The sequence below is a fragment of the Vibrio sp. 10N.247.311.13 genome (assembly GCF_041467595.1).
Taxonomy (GTDB): domain Bacteria; phylum Pseudomonadota; class Gammaproteobacteria; order Enterobacterales; family Vibrionaceae; genus Vibrio; species Vibrio crassostreae_C.
The window spans coordinates 1-17045 of sequence record NZ_JBFSUX010000022.1 but is presented as its reverse complement, the minus strand read 5'-3'; the positions used below and the strand labels follow the sequence as shown (position 1 = coordinate 17045).

At 44.4% G+C, this 17045-nt stretch carries 16 protein-coding genes; 12 read left to right on the top strand and 4 right to left on the bottom strand.

Translation table 11 applies throughout. The annotated features are described in order from the left end of the window. Positions 1–72 precede the first annotated feature (72 nt). A complete protein-coding gene (locus tag AB6E52_RS11475; protein WP_102320980.1) occupies positions 73–1116 on the top strand; it encodes an endonuclease/exonuclease/phosphatase family protein in 1044 nt (347 codons plus the stop codon). Positions 1117–1231: 115 nt separating this feature from the next. Here AB6E52_RS11475 and AB6E52_RS11470 read toward each other — a convergent pair whose 3' ends face one another. Next, positions 1232–1744, bottom strand: a complete 513-nt coding sequence (locus AB6E52_RS11470; protein ID WP_240698121.1) for an outer membrane beta-barrel protein — start codon at positions 1742–1744, stop codon at positions 1232–1234. A gap of 85 nt (positions 1745–1829) precedes the next feature. Here AB6E52_RS11470 and AB6E52_RS11465 point away from each other — a divergent pair, with 85 nt between their 5' ends. The 8 genes from AB6E52_RS11465 (at position 1830) to AB6E52_RS11430 (ending at position 11349) form a co-directional block, all read left to right on the top strand. Continuing rightward, positions 1830–2144, top strand: coding sequence for a winged helix-turn-helix domain-containing protein (locus AB6E52_RS11465; protein WP_017060852.1), 315 nt, complete (start codon positions 1830–1832; stop codon positions 2142–2144). 200 nt (positions 2145–2344) lie between these two features. Next, complete coding sequence (gene rbsD / locus AB6E52_RS11460; protein ID WP_102320981.1) at positions 2345–2764, top strand: D-ribose pyranase; 420 nt, start codon at positions 2345–2347, stop codon at positions 2762–2764. Between the two features lie 99 nt (positions 2765–2863). Next, entirely contained in the window at positions 2864–4369 is a 1506-nt protein-coding gene (rbsA, locus tag AB6E52_RS11455; protein WP_102320982.1) for a ribose ABC transporter ATP-binding protein RbsA, read from the top strand. After that, a complete protein-coding gene (gene rbsC, locus AB6E52_RS11450) occupies positions 4366–5352 on the top strand; it encodes a ribose ABC transporter permease (RefSeq protein ID WP_017060855.1) in 987 nt (328 codons plus the stop codon). Before rbsA ends, rbsC begins: the two co-directional genes overlap by 4 nt. 149 nt (positions 5353–5501) lie before the next feature. Beyond that, a complete protein-coding gene (gene rbsB, locus AB6E52_RS11445; RefSeq protein WP_017060856.1) occupies positions 5502–6380 on the top strand; it encodes a ribose ABC transporter substrate-binding protein RbsB in 879 nt (292 codons plus the stop codon). Between the two features lie 191 nt (positions 6381–6571). After that, on the top strand, positions 6572–7516 hold the full coding sequence (gene rbsK, locus AB6E52_RS11440; RefSeq protein WP_017060857.1) for a ribokinase: 945 nt from the start codon (positions 6572–6574) through the stop codon (positions 7514–7516). Positions 7517–7668: 152 nt separating this feature from the next. Beyond that, a complete protein-coding gene (locus tag AB6E52_RS11435) occupies positions 7669–8670 on the top strand; it encodes a substrate-binding domain-containing protein (protein WP_017071159.1) in 1002 nt (333 codons plus the stop codon). A 219-nt stretch (positions 8671–8889) separates the two neighbouring features. Further along, on the top strand, positions 8890–11349 hold the full coding sequence (locus AB6E52_RS11430) for a CHASE3 domain-containing protein (protein WP_102320983.1): 2460 nt from the start codon (positions 8890–8892) through the stop codon (positions 11347–11349). A 102-nt stretch (positions 11350–11451) separates the two neighbouring features. Here AB6E52_RS11430 and AB6E52_RS11425 read toward each other — a convergent pair whose 3' ends face one another. Both AB6E52_RS11425 and AB6E52_RS11420 read right to left on the bottom strand, forming a co-directional pair. After that, positions 11452–12243 carry a carbon-nitrogen hydrolase family protein gene (locus AB6E52_RS11425; protein ID WP_102320984.1) on the bottom strand — a complete coding sequence of 264 codons (792 nt, stop codon included), beginning with the start codon at positions 12241–12243 and terminating at the stop codon, positions 11452–11454. A 155-nt stretch (positions 12244–12398) separates the two neighbouring features. Further along, the gene (locus AB6E52_RS11420; RefSeq protein WP_102320985.1) at positions 12399–12821 is read right to left on the bottom strand and encodes a lysozyme inhibitor LprI family protein; all 423 of its coding nucleotides are present in this window, start codon (positions 12819–12821) and stop codon (positions 12399–12401) included. A gap of 354 nt (positions 12822–13175) precedes the next feature. On the opposite strand from AB6E52_RS11420, the gene AB6E52_RS11415 reads away from it, so the two are divergent. Both AB6E52_RS11415 and AB6E52_RS11410 read left to right on the top strand, forming a co-directional pair. Beyond that, entirely contained in the window at positions 13176–14753 is a 1578-nt protein-coding gene (locus tag AB6E52_RS11415; protein WP_102320986.1) for an EAL domain-containing protein, read from the top strand. Between the two features lie 383 nt (positions 14754–15136). Continuing rightward, entirely contained in the window at positions 15137–15490 is a 354-nt protein-coding gene (locus tag AB6E52_RS11410; RefSeq protein WP_017068500.1) for a membrane protein, read from the top strand. Between the two features lie 157 nt (positions 15491–15647). Here the strand turns inward: AB6E52_RS11410 and AB6E52_RS11405 are convergent, their stop codons facing one another. Further along, positions 15648–16127 carry an Sbal_3080 family lipoprotein gene (locus AB6E52_RS11405; protein WP_017068825.1) on the bottom strand — a complete coding sequence of 160 codons (480 nt, stop codon included), beginning with the start codon at positions 16125–16127 and terminating at the stop codon, positions 15648–15650. 194 nt (positions 16128–16321) lie between these two features. On the opposite strand from AB6E52_RS11405, the gene AB6E52_RS11400 reads away from it, so the two are divergent. Beyond that, positions 16322–16720, top strand: coding sequence for a hypothetical protein (locus tag AB6E52_RS11400; protein ID WP_102320987.1), 399 nt, complete (start codon positions 16322–16324; stop codon positions 16718–16720). The last annotated feature ends 325 nt before the right edge of the window (positions 16721–17045 follow it).

The window sequence follows — 17045 nt, the reverse complement described above, 5'->3', positions numbered from 1 at the left end:
GGTTCTAAATAATCAACAAACTATACTTTTACTGGAGTATCCTTGCTGCCTAGGTCTAAATGGAATGACACTTTGAACAAACCAAACCAAATAACATTCGCAACGTTCAACCTTCTGAACTATCTCGAGCCACCGAATGCTTATTATGATTTTGAGAACATCTACAGCTTCGAAGAATGGCAGAAGAAGCAACATTGGATGGCTGAAGCGATTCGTTCATTAGATTGCGATGTGATTGGCTTCCAAGAGATATTTAGCCCGCAGTCTTTAGAGCAATTGATGAACGACCTAGGTTATCCATACTTTGCAGTGGTCGATAGCGCACACGTTGAAGATGATTACCTATACACCTCACCTGTCGTTGGTATTGCTTCCCGTTACCCTATTGAAAACGTTCAGCCTGTTACGCCAGATTCGACGTTACTGACAGCATTCAACCTTGGCGACAAATTCTCATTCAACAGAACACCTGTTCACGCGACGATTACGTTACCCCATTTAGGTTCAACCGACTGTTATGTGGTGCACTTCAAATCACAACGTCCGACAGAACCAAAAGCAGAATCTGTCGATACGAACAACGCTCAGCAAGGTGCAAAACCACAAAGTGACACGCTCACTCGTTTTCACCAAGAACGGCTTGGCTCTTGGCTATCCAGTGCCCAACGCGGCCTAGAAGCTCAGATGCTGCATCAATACATCACCAACCAGCGCTACCAAACCGATCAACCTGTTGTGTTGATGGGTGATTTTAATAAGCCTCTATTTAATGATGAGTTTAAAGGGCTGTTGAGTTACTCAATCAACCGAGACGAAAACAGCAAGCATTGGCTATCCCACTTTCGATTAAAAGACAGCTGGGATCTTTACCATCAGCTACATGAAGAAGATTTGCTTGAACAGCGTAAGCCAACCCATTACTACGGCGCATCTGGGTCTGTACTGGACTACATTTTGATGTCGAACGAGTTTGATTGTCAGAACTCGTCTAGTTTGATGGAGATCTCTAGCTACACAGTGTTAGACCATCACCTCACCAATCCAAGCTTTGAACACGACCAATTCAGTACCGACCATGCCATCGTGTCTGTTACCGCTCATATTCGTGAAGCCTAGAGTTAAACATAAAAAATCCGCAGTCAAAAACTGCGGCCTTCCACTTTAGCTAAACGGGTTGAGCTAACCGACGCCCCATTTAGAAACCGATTTACCGTTTAGCAAAGTATGAAACTTAGAATGTGTACATTGCGCCTAAGTAGAAAGAATCCAGAACAACAGTATCTTCTGTCTTGTGTCCGTTTTCGTAATCTTCGATATCAAAAGCATCGGCTTCGTACGCTAAGCGAAAGCTCAACGAAGACATTGTAGGTGGCGTATATCCAACACCAACACCCATACGGATGCCATCTCCCGAATCATCAAAACCATCTCCTGAAGGGCGAGAGCCATCAGCAAGCTTCATGTCTAGATCAATAGTCGACAGACCGATAGTGCCAAATGGACGAATGCCATTATCAAACGTGTAACCGAGGTTCGCCGTTACCGAAAAGATTTGAGGTGTCCAAGTGAAAACCTTATTACCAGATTTCGTTTTCAGGGCGATATCACCAAAATCTGTGTATTGAGCTTCAACCGAAACAATGCGGTTAAATTTGTAACCAGCAATTAATCGGTAAGTATTGTCTTCGGCTTTAAAAGTAATAGGCTCACTGATCGTGTCAGTTAACCCGCCCACTTCGACCATTAGCACACTTAAATAATTACCCGCTCCAACAGCAGGCCAATTTGCTCAATCTCCACAATTTAGAATAAGACGAACAGAAAACACGATGAACCACACAATAGACTTCAACGGCTTAATCATTGATATCGACGCTCGAACGATTACCAACCAGCAAGGAAACAAAATCACTTTGCGCCCTCGCCTATTAGCAGTGCTCTGCTTGTTATTGGAAAATGTGGGAAGACCGATTTCAAGAGAGCATATTGTTGATGTGTGTTGGGACGGACAACTCTCGTCACCACATGTTCTTGCAAACGTAGTCTATAACCTACGCAATGTGTTCGCGCGATTAAGAGCATCCAACGTCCAGATCATTACCATTAGTAAGTTCGGATATGCGCTATCGATTGAACCCACGTAAAAGGATTTATGCAATCAATGGCGGCGACTAAGATCACCAAAAAACGCCCCATCGAAACGTTTCGATGATCATTATCACACTCTAAAACAATCAAACGTGCAAATGATAAATCAGACACTATTATCACTATCGAAACGTTTCGATGGCTTTTCTTGAGTTGTTCTCAACCCATCAAGCGTTATTTTTCGATAGGTCGTGATATGAAAAAAAGTACTCTAATAAACTCTGAACTCTCTTACCTAGTGGCGACTCTTGGCCACACAGATGAAATCACGATTTGTGACGCGGGCTTACCAATTCCAGACCACGTAACTCGTATTGATCTTGCTTTGACTCACGGTGTCCCAAGCTTTCAGCAAACGGTAAAAACCATGCTGGATGAATCTCAAATCGAAGGCGTTGTGATTGCAGAAGAGTTTGCGAAAGTAAGCCCAGAACACCACGCAGCACTGATTGATTTAATCAAGACAGAAGAAGCACGTTGTGGCAAATCGCTTTCGATTACTTACATCACTCATGAAGAATTCAAGCAGCGAACGCATGAAAGCCGCGCGGTGATTCGCACTGGTGAATGCACACCATACGCAAATGTTATTTTCCAAACTGGCGTAACCTTTTAGCTCAAGCAAAACGCAACGACAGCTCAGTGTTATCACTGAACCAAAACAATACATAGACAGAATAATCAAATACAACTGGCCCCGAGTAAAGGAACCGACATGACTCAAGCCATTTTAGAACTTAGCTCAATTGAGAAAGCCTTCCCTGGTGTTAAAGCACTGGATAAGGCAAGCCTCAACGTTTATCCAGGACGCGTAATGGCGTTAATGGGTGAAAACGGTGCAGGTAAATCAACGCTCATGAAAGTGCTGACAGGTATTTATCACTTGGACGGCGGCACTATCGCCTACCAAGGAAAACCTGCTGCATTTAAAGGGCCACGTGATTCTCAACAAGCAGGCATTAGCATCATTCACCAAGAGCTGAATCTAATCCCTGAATTGACCATCGCCGAGAACATCTTCTTAGGTCGTGAAATCACGGGCACCATGGGTCGTATCTTGTGGAACGAGATGTACCAAGAAGCAGACAAGCTACTTAAACGCCTTAACGTGAAACACAGCTCGAAAACACCTTTAGGCCAGTTGAGCCTTGGTGAGCAGCAAATGGTAGAGATCGCGAAAGCCCTATCGTTTGAATCTAAAGTCATCATCATGGATGAACCAACCGATGCGCTAACCGATACCGAAACTGAATCTCTGTTTAAGGTGATTAACGAATTGCGCGATGAAGGCTGTGGCATTGTTTACATCTCTCACCGTTTGAAAGAGATCTTCGAGATTTGTGATGACATCACCGTGCTGCGTGACGGTAAGTTCATTGGTCAGTGTGAAGTAAAAGACACCGACGAAGATGGCCTAATCGAAATGATGGTTGGTCGTAAGTTAGACGAACAATATCCACGTATCGGCCAGAGCCATGGTGAAACTTGTCTTGAAGTGATTGGCCTGACGGGTTCTGGTGTTCACGATGTGAGCTTTACGCTAAAACGCGGTGAAATCCTGGGTGTATCTGGCCTAATGGGTGCTGGCCGAACTGAACTGATGAAAGTGATTTTCGGTGCCCTTCCAAGTGAACGCGGCGTCATCAACCTAGAAAATAAAACCATCAACCCTGTAAGCCCGAAAGACGGCTTGGCCAATGGCATTGCTTACATCTCTGAAGACCGTAAAGGCGATGGCTTAGTTCTAGGGCTTTCTGTTAAAGAAAACATGTCGTTATGTTCACTTGACCTACTGACAAAGAGCGGTCAAATCCAACATAAAGACGAAGTGATTGCAGTAGATGACTTCATCAAGCTATTCAACATCAAAACCCCGACGCGCGAACAGATTATTGGCAACCTTTCTGGTGGTAACCAACAGAAAGTGGCTATCGCTAAGGGCTTGATGACCAAACCAAAAGTACTGATTCTCGACGAGCCAACGCGCGGTGTCGATGTCGGTGCTAAGAAAGAGATTTACCAACTCATTAATAAATTTAAAGCCGACGGCATGAGCATCATTTTAGTCTCATCTGAAATGCCAGAAGTGTTAGGAATGAGTGACCGCATCATGGTGATGCATGAAGGCCGTGTAAGCGGTGAATTTGATGCTAAAGAAGCAAACCAAGAATTATTACTGGCGTGTGCGGTCGGTAAAAAGATCAACGAGGACGCAGCATGAGTACTAAAACCATGAGCAAAACAACTGAAGCTCCAAAGAAAAAACCGTTAATCAGCAAAGAGTGGCTGATTGATCAAAAGTCATTGATTGCTTTGCTCTTCCTGATTGTTGTCGTTTCTTTCTTAAACCCGAACTTCTTTACTGTCGACAACATCCTAAACATTCTGCGCCAAACCTCGGTTAACGCAATTATCGCTGTAGGTATGACGCTGGTTATCTTAACCGCGGGTATCGACTTGAGTGTTGGTTCTGTACTGGCGCTTTGTGGTGCGTTCGCAGCCAGCATGATTGGCATGGAAATCCCTGTGATGATCGCAGTACCAACCGCTCTTGTAGCAGGTGCAGCATTAGGTGCGATTAGTGGTGTGATTATCGCTAAGGGTAAGGTTCAAGCCTTCATCGCAACGCTTGTCACCATGACACTACTTCGCGGCGTAACCATGGTTTACACAGATGGTCGTCCTATTTCAACAGGCTTCACAGACACAGCAGACGCATTCGCTTGGTTCGGTACTGGCTACGCAATGGGTGTACCGGTTCCAGTATGGATCATGGTCGTGGTATTCGCAGCAGTATGGTACCTACTTAACCACACACGCTTTGGTCGCTACGTTTACGCACTGGGTGGCAACGAATCAGCAACTCGCCTATCAGGCATCGACGTAGACAAAGTAAAAATCGGTGTTTACGCAATCTGTGGTCTGCTAGCTGCAGTGGCAGGCATCATCGTGGCATCGCGTTTGTCATCTGCTCAACCAACCGCAGGTATGGGTTATGAGCTAGACGCTATCGCAGCCGTAGTTCTTGGCGGGACAAGCTTAGCTGGCGGTCGTGGCCGTATCATGGGCACATTGATTGGTGCTCTGATTATCGGCTTCCTAAACAACGCCCTAAACCTACTAGACGTATCTTCTTACTACCAGATGATTGCAAAAGCAGTGGTTATTCTTCTGGCAGTATTGGTCGACAACAAAAACAAATAAAACCTATTCACACTCTAGGTTAATACAAGTAACACTCTAGTTTAATAAAAGTAACAGTTTGTTTTACCTTAAAATATTAGAATCTATAAATAATGTAACAACGAGCTAGGACTCACCTCTTAGCTCCCCCTACACAAAGGACTTACACCATGAAAAAATTAGCGACTCTTATTTCTGCTGCTCTTCTTTCTACAACAGTATCTGTGTCTGCACAGGCGCAAGATACAATGGCAATCGTTCTGTCTACATTGAACAACCCATTCTTTGTAACCATGAAAGATGGCGCAGAAGCGAAAGCTGAAGAGCTAGGCTACAAGCTTATCGTTCTGGATTCTCAAAACGACCCAAGCAAAGAGCTGTCGAACATTGAAGATCTAACCATTCGTGGTGTTAAGGCAATCCTGATCAACCCAACAGATTCAGACGCCGTGTCTAACGCAATTCGCATGGCTAACCGTTCAAACATCCCAGTACTAACACTAGACCGTGGTGCAAGCCGTGGTGACGTAGTAAGCCACATCGCTTCTGATAACGTAATCGGTGGTGAAATGGCAGGTCACTTCATCATGGAAAAAGTGGGCGAAAAAGCGAAAGTAATCCAACTTGAAGGTATTGCTGGTACTTCTGCAGCTCGTGAACGTGGTGAAGGCTTCATGAATGCAGTAAACGGCAGCGACCTTGAGCTTCTTGCAAGCCAACCTGCTGATTTCGATCGTACTAAAGGTCTGAACGTAATGGAAAACTTGCTTGCTGCTAACCCAGATGTACAAGCAGTATTTGCTCAAAACGATGAAATGGCACTAGGTGCACTTCGCGCAGTTCAAGCGTCAGGTAAAGAAGTGATGATCGTTGGCTTTGATGGCACAGACGACGGCATCGCTGCTGTTAACCGCGGCCTACTAGGCGCTACAGTTGCACAACAACCTGACCTAATCGGTTCTCTAGGTATCGAAATGGCAGACAAAGTACTGAAAGGCGAAACAGTAGACGAGTACGTACCAGTACCTCTAAAAATCATCGCTAAGTAATCGTTACTAGGTAACGCGATATAAAGCAGGGAGTTCCCTATCTCCCTGCTTTGATTGGCTCGCTGACTCAAACAAAAGCAAACCCCGACAGTGCATCGCTGTTTCTCATTCCGCTCACAAAAGAGAGCGCACTTAACACCATGAGAAAGACCCATGCATTTTCAAATACGATATATCATAAGGCTCGTATCATGACTCAACTGATTGTTTTAGGTAGCGTTAACGCTGACCACGTACTGCAAGTTCCTTCGTTCCCTCGTCCGGGTGAAACCTTGATTGGCGGTAACTATCAGGTCATCCCTGGCGGTAAAGGCGCAAACCAAGCAGTCGCTGCTGCGCGATTAAACGCAGATATCGGCTTCATCGCCTGTGTCGGTGACGACCCATTCGGCATCAACATTCGTCAAGACTTCGCTAAAGACGGCATCAACATCGACGGTGTTATCGTGGCAGACAACACGCCAACTGGCATCGCGATGATCCAAGTATCCGCAACGGGTGAAAACAGCATCTGTCTTTCTGCGGAAGCGAACGACAAGCTGACTTGCGATCAAATCGAGCCGCATCTAGAGAAGATTCGCGGCGCTGAATACTTGCTGACTCAGCTTGAAACGCCAATTGAAGGCATTGAATACGCTGCGAAAGTAGCAAAAGAGAGTGGCACGCAAGTGATTCTAAACCCGGCTCCTGCTCGTCCATTATCGGATTCACTGCTTGCTTGTGTTGACGTGATTACACCGAACGAAACTGAAGCAGAAGTGCTGACAGGCATTACCGTGACGGACAACGCGTCTGCTCATCAGGCTGCATTGGCTCTGCATGCTAAAGGCATAGAAACGGTAATGATCACGCTAGGCGCGAAAGGCGTGTGGGTGAGTCATCGCGGTCAAGGCAATGAAGCCAGCGAAGGTGAATTAATCGCAGGTTTCCGTGTTGAAGCAACAGATACAACTGCCGCAGGTGACACCTTTAACGGCGCGTTGGTGACAGGCTTGCTTGAAGATATGCCACTTGAGCGTGCGATTAAATTTGCTCATGCTGCAGCTGCTATCTCTGTGACACGCTTTGGTGCTCAAACGTCGATTCCAAGCCGTGCTGAAACCGATGCGTTTTTGGCAGAGCAACTGTCTGCTTAGTTTGATACCTATTTGAAGGCCTAACTTCTGAGCTAAACCGTGGTTAACGGATGTTAGCCTTCAAATTCGGTAACAACAAATAACAAGAATAAGCCCCTGTTTTCAGGCAGAATATCGCCCAACGTGGAAGGTTATTCCCACAAGGATTTTTTATGGCAACAATGAAAGACATCGCACGGCTCGCAAAGGTTTCGACTTCTACCGTGAGCCACGTGATCAACAAATCACGCTTTGTCAGTGAAGAGATTGCTGAGCGTGTTAACAGTGCGGCTAAAGAACTCAACTATGCGCCTTCTGCATTGGCTCGCAGCTTGAAAATGAAGCAAACCAAAACCTTGGGAATGCTAGTGACCACATCCACCAACCCATTCTTTGGCGAAGTGGTAAAAGGTGTGGAACGTCGTTGCTACGAAAAAGGCTACAACCTTATCTTGTGTAACACCGAAGGCGATAGCGAACGCATGAAATCCTCTATCGATACCTTGCTGCAAAAGCGAGTCGATGGCCTGATGCTAATGTGTTCTACCCTTGAAGGCGAACATATCGATGTATTCGAGCGCTACCCAGAACTGCCTGTTGTAGTCATGGATTGGGGCCCTATGTTGTTTGCGAGCGATAAGATCCAAGACAACTCGCACCAAGGTGGCTACATGGCAACTAAGCACTTGATAGATAACGGTCATTCTCAAATTGGTTGTATCACTGGCCCACTGCACCGTAATCAAGCTTCGTCTCGTTATCAAGGCTTCAAGCAAGCAATGGAAGAAGCCAATTTAGAGATCAACCCTAAGTGGATTGTTGAATCCAACTTTGAATGTGACGGTGGTTTTGACTCTTATCAGACTTTGAAAACTCGTGGCGAAATGCCGTCTGCCTTGTTCGTCAGTAACGATATGATGGCGATGGGCGTGATTCACGCTGCGGCGCAAGATGGCACATCGATTCCGAATGATCTGTCTATCATTGGCTACGATGACATCCACCTGTCGAAGTACATGACACCCGCGTTAAGCACTGTCCACCAGCCAAAACATCGTTTAGGTAAAACCGCAGTGGATACGCTTTTGAGCAGATTACAAACTCCAGATGCTTATCCGCAAGTCGTTGAACTTGAACCTACTCTTGTTGAACGAAGCAGCGTAAAAGCGCTTTAATACTCGCCACACTCATCACACCGTTGAAAGCTAGCTTATTGAGCTAGCTTTTTTGTCTTTGAAACATAATAACGCCGCTTAATCGCCCCTAAAATGCCGTTAATATGCGAAACTTACATGCTAAAATATGCATTTGCGCACTCAGCAACTATTCACGCAATTAACGACTAATTCATCTACACTAATATTAAATAACAACGGCATGGAGAGCGTAGTTGTATGATCGCGGGTTGGTTTGACAATATATCCCTACAAAAAAAGCTATTAGTCAGCTTTTTAATTCCTATCACTTTGATGGTCATCGTCTCTTTCTCTGTGTATGAAAACACCCAATCTATTGTGAAAGATAACCATTGGGTTGTTCACACTCACAAAGCCATAGCCCGAGCTCAAGAGCTGCTCAACCTAATTGTGGATATGGAAACCGGACAACGTGGCTACCTAATCACGGGCGATCCCGTATTTTTAGAGCCCTATCATCTGGCACTGGATGTTTGGCGTCAAAAAATGCAAAGCCTATCAACTCAAGTGAGTGACAACCCCCCTCAAGTTGAACGCCTCAAAAGAATCGATGATACTCATAAGACATGGCTAAAGGAGTCGGGCGAGAAAGAGATCATGCAACGCAACCTCGTCAATAAAGGCGAAGCGAAAATGCAAAGTGTCGTCTACCTCACTCAACAACAGACCGGAAAACAACTGATCGATAAGATCCGTAAAGAGATCGCTCAATTTATCGATATTGAACAGCAACTTATCAGAGTCAGAGTCGATAAGTCCGTTAACTCGGCCAACCAAACCACTTACGTACTGGTTGTCGGTACCCTGTTTTCAGCATTTATCTCATTGCTTGTGGCGGCGTGGTCATCAAACCGTATTAAACGAAGAATAGACATACTGCTCGCAGCCGCAAACCAAGTTGCTGCTGGCCATTTAAAAGAAGGGGCATCGACCCTCAAACTTTCCTCAAACATTAACGCTCAAGACGAAGTAGCTCACCTCAGCCATAGCTTTCAAACAATGGCAACAAACCTGGTAAAAAACGACAATGAAATGCGAGCGAAAAATCAGGAGCTAATCGCTGAACGAACCAAAGCTGAAGCCGCAGTAAAAGCTAAGGGCGATTTTCTGTCTACCATGAGCCACGAGATCAGAACGCCAATGAACGGCGTTCTTGGAATATCTCAAATCATTGCAAGCCAGACCCAAGAACCCGAAACAAAAGAGAACATCAACATCATTCTCGATTCTGGTCACCACTTGATGACAATACTCAACGACGTTCTCGACTTCTCAAAAGTCGAAGAAAACAAGCTTGAGCTAGATGTGGCACCCTTTAATTTTGTTCAAGTCATGCAGCCTGTATGCAGCGCTCTAAAACCCTTAGCCGATGAAAAAGGCATTCGCCTGTTGATCGAAAATAACATACCGAAAAACATCCAACTCGTCGGAGACTGTGCAAGGCTACGTCAAATCATGTTCAACTTGGGCGGCAATGCGACCAAATTCACCAAAGAGGGTCATGTGTCCATTCAAGCTGACCTCAATCGCCCCAACAATCAACTGATTCTGACCGTGACAGACACCGGAGTTGGTATCCCGAAAGATAAGCACGAACAGGTATTCAATTCGTTCGAACAAGCAGACACTTCCACAACAAGGAAGTTTGGCGGAACAGGGCTTGGCCTCGCAATCGTCAAGAACCTAGTCAACCTCATGAATGGAGAAATCACATTAACCAGTGCTGTTGGGCTTGGCACAAAATTCCAAGTCTCTCTGCCTATCACATGGCAAGAAAGCAAAGCGAAAGACATCGCAACCCATACAGTCGATGCAGAAACTCTCAGTTATGACTCGTTAAGTATCCTGTTGGTGGAAGATAACCGTATTAATGCCATTGTTGCACAGGGCTTTTGTGAAAAGCTCGGCCATCATGTCGATCATGCAGAGAACGGAAAACTAGCAATTGAACGCCTCAAAACCACTCAATATGACCTTATCTTGATGGACAATCATATGCCTGAAATGAACGGGGTCGAGACAACAAATTACATCCGCGAAAAGCTGAAACTCGATACCTTGATATTCGCTTATACGGCCGATGTATTCCGTGAGGCGCATGACAACTTCATTCAAGCCGGTGTCGACCATATTCTGACCAAGCCTCTGCAGCAAGAGAGTTTCTTCGACGCCCTACAACAGTTCTCAAGTCGATTACCGAAACAAACCGCAGCCGAAGGTTCGAGTGAGAATGAAAATATTGTCGAGCTTCATCGTAAGCCTATTGAAACGCTGAGGTTAACGGAAGAAGAGATCAGCCACTCAGAAGTGATACACATACTGAAAGACGACACGGAAGGGTTCAGCTTACTCATCGACTCAACCATTATTGAGTTCGAACAGTCGGTTGATCGTGTCATCGAATACTATTTAGATAAAGAATTAGAGCCACTTTGTCGCACCCTGCACTCCATTAAAGGCATGTCACTAAACTTAGGCCTTAACATGCTTTCTAAGCAGGCATTGGAACTAGAAGTCGAAGCCAAAAATCAACAATTGCCGGATATTGAACGACTGCAAAAGCTGCTCAATCGCCTTATGGTCAATATCCATCAAGCTCAGCGGATGAAAAACGCCCATTCAGTCGAGCATCTGAATCAAATGAACGATCAAGCTTAAGGACGCTTCGCTCCCAAGCTAAAACGCAAGGCATAATCACCTTGCGTTTTTCGATCTTATACCGCGCTAGTCTCTGTTCTAGCGATTTAACGGTCTAAGGGTTTAGCGGTTTAAGAGAGCGGTGATTTGCTGCATCTCATCTTCAACATCAACGCCATTGTATTGCGGCGCAATCGAGAGATCTTGAATACTCACGGTTTCTACCGATTGCCTTTCGTTGAGCTGAGTCATTAACTCCCCTTTGGGTGAGTAGACTCGGCTACCACCACAGTATGTCGCGGTAAACGCATTAACCACATCTTGCCCGACGCGATTACAAGTAACCATGTGACACCCTTCCTCCAAGGCTCTCGCTTGAGCAATGGCAAAACTATGATGCCCACCGAAGTTGGCAGGGTGAAGAATAACGTCGACCGACTGATACCCTCTCATGATCTCCGGGAACCAAATATCAAAGCAAATCGCGACACCAAACTTTAAGCCTTTGTGCTCAAACGAGAGGCGTTCCTCCCCTCTCGAGAAATACTGCTTATCGAATTTGGTTTGACTGATTTTTCTATATTTGTGTCGTAAACCGGAAGCATCCACAACCACGACGCTGTTGTAATATTGGCCGCTATCTTTCTCGGCAATACCAGCAACAATCAAGGTGTGATGCTTCGCTGCAAGCTGAGTTAATGAATCAATAGTACTGCTGTCGGCGAAGTCTTCAGCCAATTCGTGAATTTCTTCAGCCTCGTTAAAAATATACCCAGTCGTGAACAGTTCAGGCAGTAAAGTAATATCACCGACTGACGGCTCCGCTTGCAAAAGATCAGAGACCGAATCTATATTCTTTTGTTTGTTTTTGTATTCAACTTCAAGCTGAATAAGCGTGATACTGACATTATTCAAAATCGATTCCTTACTAGGTAATACTTAAAGCTGTAATGCTTCAAGCTGGAGACTAAGAACTAAGAACGACAGAGTAGGCCAATCCCCTATCGCTTTCTTATTCGCCCGCCAAAGGTTGAAGCAGGTGCACAGTCCTGTACGTATTTTAAACCTGCCTACGGCGCTAATTTAGGCTCTGGTAAAACCGGAGGCGTGCTGTCCATGTAGGTTAAGAAATTCGCCCACACCTCATGCGTGCGCTGCTTGGTTAACCTTGTCTTACAGGAAAGCGCCATAACCCCTCGAATAGAACCATCACGCCATTGGATGTAAACAGAGTCACAATGTGCTGTCATGTACGCCTGCCAACTCTCCTGAGCCTTCTTAATTGACGCCACCAGATCAGCATCATAAGCATTGTGCTCAAAGCTGGCTGCAAGGTATTTATCCAGTTCCGCTTGTGCAGATTCCAACTCAATTGCCGCACAGTGATTGATCTCGATGGTATTCATCGCATTCTCGCAATCAACAACACCTTCGTCGGCCAACGCAGAGAATGAGAAGCACACCGCTATGAGTGCTGATATCAGTTTTGTCATAATCATCCTTTATGCTGTCACCACCAAAACGAATCGAGTCGTGACTTTATTTATTTAAACGTGGCTCAATATTTAGCTCATTCAGCTCATTCAGCTCATTCAGCCAGAGCAAATAACAATAAAATTTATCAGGATATAAGCATTTGTTATCCGCATGAATCATCAAAAATGACGCCTCGCCAACTCAAATAAACGAGATAACGCTCAGATTTTGCTGGTAAAACTAGAAAATATATTATTTATATCAATAATTCGTGCCTGCATTCACACTATTAATTATTTATATTGCTACCTAAACGCTAACTTTATAAATTAAATCGAATGCTCACATAAATCGGTAACGCTTCTCCAACTATGGATATCAAGTACCAAAACATTGCCAAGACTTCATTTTACTTTGCCATCTCTTTCTTTTTTTCCATGGCAATGCTCATTCCTTTTACACCGTATCACTACCAAACATTAACCGAAGACACATCAAGGTTAGTCGAAACTAGGTTAGAAAGGATCCAATCAAGGTTCGACCGTTTTTTATCTGAAGTTAGACCTGAACAGTCTTGCGACGCGATCGTTAGACAGCTTCGACAAAACGTTTTTGAAGCCGATTGGGTAAAAGAAGCAGCGGTATTCAATAAACAGAACCGATTTTACTGTTCAACCACCGATGGTGACGTTTCATTTCGCCTATACAGCACCATCAGGCAGCGACTCAATGACGACCCGAATTTAACAACCCTGTCGTATTCCAACTCGGCCATCACGCAAGTTCAGTCCATCATGCTCATTTTCTCGAACAAAGAAGATGCCGGAGTGAGCCTGATGATTCCGCCACACTTCATCTATGATCTTGTTGAAACAAACCTGAGCAGCCATGGAATACAGGCCAAAGTTGAAGTGATCAAAAGAGATATCCACCCTACCGATATTGACTCATCAATCGCCAAGGTGCGGATACAATCAAACACCTACCCATTGACCATCACCTCATACATTGGGTATCAGTTTTATCTTCACTTCATGTTGAGTTATTTATGGTTTGGCTTTTTGATGGCCGGAATCACCACCATTATTCTCCTTTCCATCAAGCATAAAAAGCAGAGCCAACGCAGCTTAGAATATTCGCTTTCAAGTGCGCTAAAAAACCAACACCTTCATGTTCACATGCAGCCTATCGTTAACCAAAACACCAATGAGATCGTCGGCTGTGAGTCACTATTACGATGGAACGACCCAATTGAAGGTAACGTCTCCCCGGCTATTTTCATTCCGCTTGCTGAAAGCTTAGGCTTAATTGAGGAGCTCACCTACTTCGTGCTGCGCAAAGTATTAATGACGTTGAAAAGCAATCAAGATGTGTTCGACTCAAAGTACATCAGCGTCAACATCAGCCGCAACGTTGTGTCCAACAGTAACTTTTCTAACAAGGTGATCAGCATCTTTAAAAGACACCCTGAGATTCTCAAACAGGTGGTTTTTGAAGTAACCGAAGATGGTGAATGTTCTGATGCCGACATGGTCAAAATCAGAGGCAACCTAACCAAACTATCGAATATGGGCGTAAGAGTTGCGATTGATGATTTTGGTACGGGCTATGCGGGCTTAGACTTTGTGAGACAATTCCCGTTCAGCATTCTCAAAATCGATCGCGTGTTTGTGAAAAACATATCAGACGAATCAAGCCTTGGTATCCCTTTGCTGGAGTCCATGCTTCAGTTGTCCCGCACCTTAGGTATGCAAGTGATCGTCGAAGGGGTTGAGTACGAATCCCAAGTGAACATCTTGTCTAAACTGGGCGTCGACTATATCCAAGGCTTCTATTTTTATAAACCGATGCCGATAAACCTGACTGTCAGCTTACTCAGGCAGCAGCATTTTGAGTCCGATAACGTTGAGGAATCATCCTTTTCAACACCAAAATGTGAGCAGCTTTAAACAGGTTCGATGGGATAAGCGCTGAAGATACAGTTCAGAATAATGCTTAGTACAACGCGTCACTTTAGCTTACGGTACGTTTCCCCACTCTTACACCCAGGCAGGCTTTTACCATATTTGTGACTTAAATTATCGACGCGTGTTTTGGTTGGTTTTATGACTACTCGTAATCGCTAGCATGCTATCAGCGTGATTTTTGTTCCAATCAATCTTTTCGTTAATGTCTTTTTTATCAACAAAGACCCAGTGAGACATACACTCTACACAATACCAAACACATCACAACGCAGCATGTAACATATGCAACAAGCAACTAATTCGTGACCATCAACAAGATAATACCGTATCATGTGCGTGATTAAATTAACCTAGGAATCAATCACATGGAAAATACTGAAGTAATTAATACGGGGCTCTCAGAGAAGGACAAAAATGCAAAAACTCATGCCATCATCGCGTATGCGTTAATGCTATTAGGCTTCTTTACTGGTATTAGTTTTCTTGCAGGTGGTATTTGGGGCATCGTTAAAAAGTCCGATGCTCAAGGGACTGTCTTTGCGGATCACTACGACAACATCACCAAAACATTCTTTGTTTCGATTGTGCTTACTATCATTGGCGCTCTAACAGCCGTTTTTGTTATTGGCTATGTTGTTCTTCTTGTTGCCGCGATCTACACGCTTTGGAAGTTGATTGCTGGTTTAGCAAAAATTACTTCAGACAAGAGTTTTAATTAATATGAAAAGATGCGAAGCCGCAGCTTTAAAGCGACGGCTTCGTCTATTCGTCTATTCGTCTATTCGTCTATTCGTCTATTCGTCTATTCGTCTATTCGAGCAGAGCTTAAAGAAAAATAGAAAGCGAACAAAGGTATAAGTTAGTAAACTAATTAGACTAGTTCGTCGCTTTTGAATCTGATGAATTAGCTGCTTTCGTTGCTTCTTCAGCAGTTTTCTTACCAAATACCGTATCCATCATAAAACCAATACGCTTAGCTGCATTACCAAATTTGTTTGGGTTAGCCGTGTATGGGACTTTAAATTCTACTTCACCTACTCTTTGTCCGTTCTGATAAGCATTGATCTCCGCTTGCTTTAAGAACAACGCTAAGTCCCAGCTCCAATGGCCTTCATACTCCAATGTCAGCTTATCAAGATCGTGCTTCGACTTATCAGGTACGACGGTGTAGGTATAATCGTTATCTTGCAGCCACGTTTCCATAGTATTTAAAAACCCTTCACGTGTTTCAGCGTCTTTAACGATAACAACATCAACTTCAGTCGTAGGTTCTGGAATCGCGCTCCCAGTGTAACGAGGGGCTCCACAACCAGCCAAAATTAAAACCGAAAGCGATAATAGTAGGTATTTTTTCACGTTATATATCCATTAACAGTTAACTGCGTGAATGATACCACATCAAAAAAATGACATATTATATAAGCAAAGGTTAACCAGACATTCCTTGTTACATAAGGCACTAAAAAACTGCGAAAGAAAACGCGAAGGCTATGGGTCTCCTTTGATGAACTTTAAATCATCGCATCATTGAATGCATCACAAGGGATATCATGGAAAAGACACTTCAAACCAAACTGGCGACTAGCCTACTACTGCTGAGAATCGGCATTTTTATCGTCTTCTTATTCTGGGGCTTGGATAAGATCCTTGTCCCTGAGCACGCGACAAAAGTACTGTCTGGCTTTTACGGCATCGACATCTCGAACAATGCGATGATGGCTCTGGGTGTCGCGCAGCTCGGATTTTTAGGCGCATTCGTTGTAGGCATGTGGAAAAAGTACACCTACGGAGCCATTTTTATCCTACACGCAGGTTCAACCTTCGCCTCTTTTGGAAAATACATGGACCCGTTCAATAACCTTCTATTCTTCGCCTCTTGGCCAATGCTCGCAGCCTGTGTCGCACTCTTCTTACTGCGCGACTACGACACTTACAGTGTTGCCAACTAACACTAAGGGCGCCGTTGTTGGCGCCCTCTTTGGTTGGGTTGATTCTTATCAACCTAAAATACTCTGTTAGCTGTATGACCCTATTTTACATTTCTATAAGTTACTAGAAACCCTGTCAAACCTATTGAGAGAGCAGCAATACATACTCCCCTCAGTATTGCATCATTGAGATAAGCTGAGTAGAAAAGCATTGCAATAAATGCACTACATGACACCAAAAAAGGTGCAATTGAACGATGGGTAAAACGTGAAGTATCAACCACACTATAACCCTATCTGGCAGGGTAGATGTCACTGTTAAAATTTAACCAGTTTGGGCGATAAA

Excerpts from the sequence above, each read along its gene's own strand:
- AB6E52_RS11470 (WP_240698121.1), bottom strand. The coding sequence starts at position 1,744 with ATGGTCGAAGTGGGCGGGTTAACTGACACGATCAGTGAGCCTATTACT.
- AB6E52_RS11465 (WP_017060852.1), top strand. The coding sequence starts at position 1,830 with ATGAACCACACAATAGACTTCAACGGCTTAATCATTGATATCGACGCT.
- rbsD (WP_102320981.1), top strand. The coding sequence starts at position 2,345 with ATGAAAAAAAGTACTCTAATAAACTCTGAACTCTCTTACCTAGTGGCG.
- rbsA (WP_102320982.1), top strand. The coding sequence starts at position 2,864 with ATGACTCAAGCCATTTTAGAACTTAGCTCAATTGAGAAAGCCTTCCCT.
- rbsC (WP_017060855.1), top strand. The coding sequence starts at position 4,366 with ATGAGTACTAAAACCATGAGCAAAACAACTGAAGCTCCAAAGAAAAAA.
- rbsB (WP_017060856.1), top strand. The coding sequence starts at position 5,502 with ATGAAAAAATTAGCGACTCTTATTTCTGCTGCTCTTCTTTCTACAACA.
- rbsK (WP_017060857.1), top strand. The coding sequence starts at position 6,572 with ATGACTCAACTGATTGTTTTAGGTAGCGTTAACGCTGACCACGTACTG.
- AB6E52_RS11435 (WP_017071159.1), top strand. The coding sequence starts at position 7,669 with ATGGCAACAATGAAAGACATCGCACGGCTCGCAAAGGTTTCGACTTCT.
- AB6E52_RS11430 (WP_102320983.1), top strand. The coding sequence starts at position 8,890 with ATGATCGCGGGTTGGTTTGACAATATATCCCTACAAAAAAAGCTATTA.
- AB6E52_RS11420 (WP_102320985.1), bottom strand. The coding sequence starts at position 12,821 with ATGACAAAACTGATATCAGCACTCATAGCGGTGTGCTTCTCATTCTCT.
- AB6E52_RS11415 (WP_102320986.1), top strand. The coding sequence starts at position 13,176 with ATGGATATCAAGTACCAAAACATTGCCAAGACTTCATTTTACTTTGCC.
- AB6E52_RS11410 (WP_017068500.1), top strand. The coding sequence starts at position 15,137 with ATGGAAAATACTGAAGTAATTAATACGGGGCTCTCAGAGAAGGACAAA.
- AB6E52_RS11400 (WP_102320987.1), top strand. The coding sequence starts at position 16,322 with ATGGAAAAGACACTTCAAACCAAACTGGCGACTAGCCTACTACTGCTG.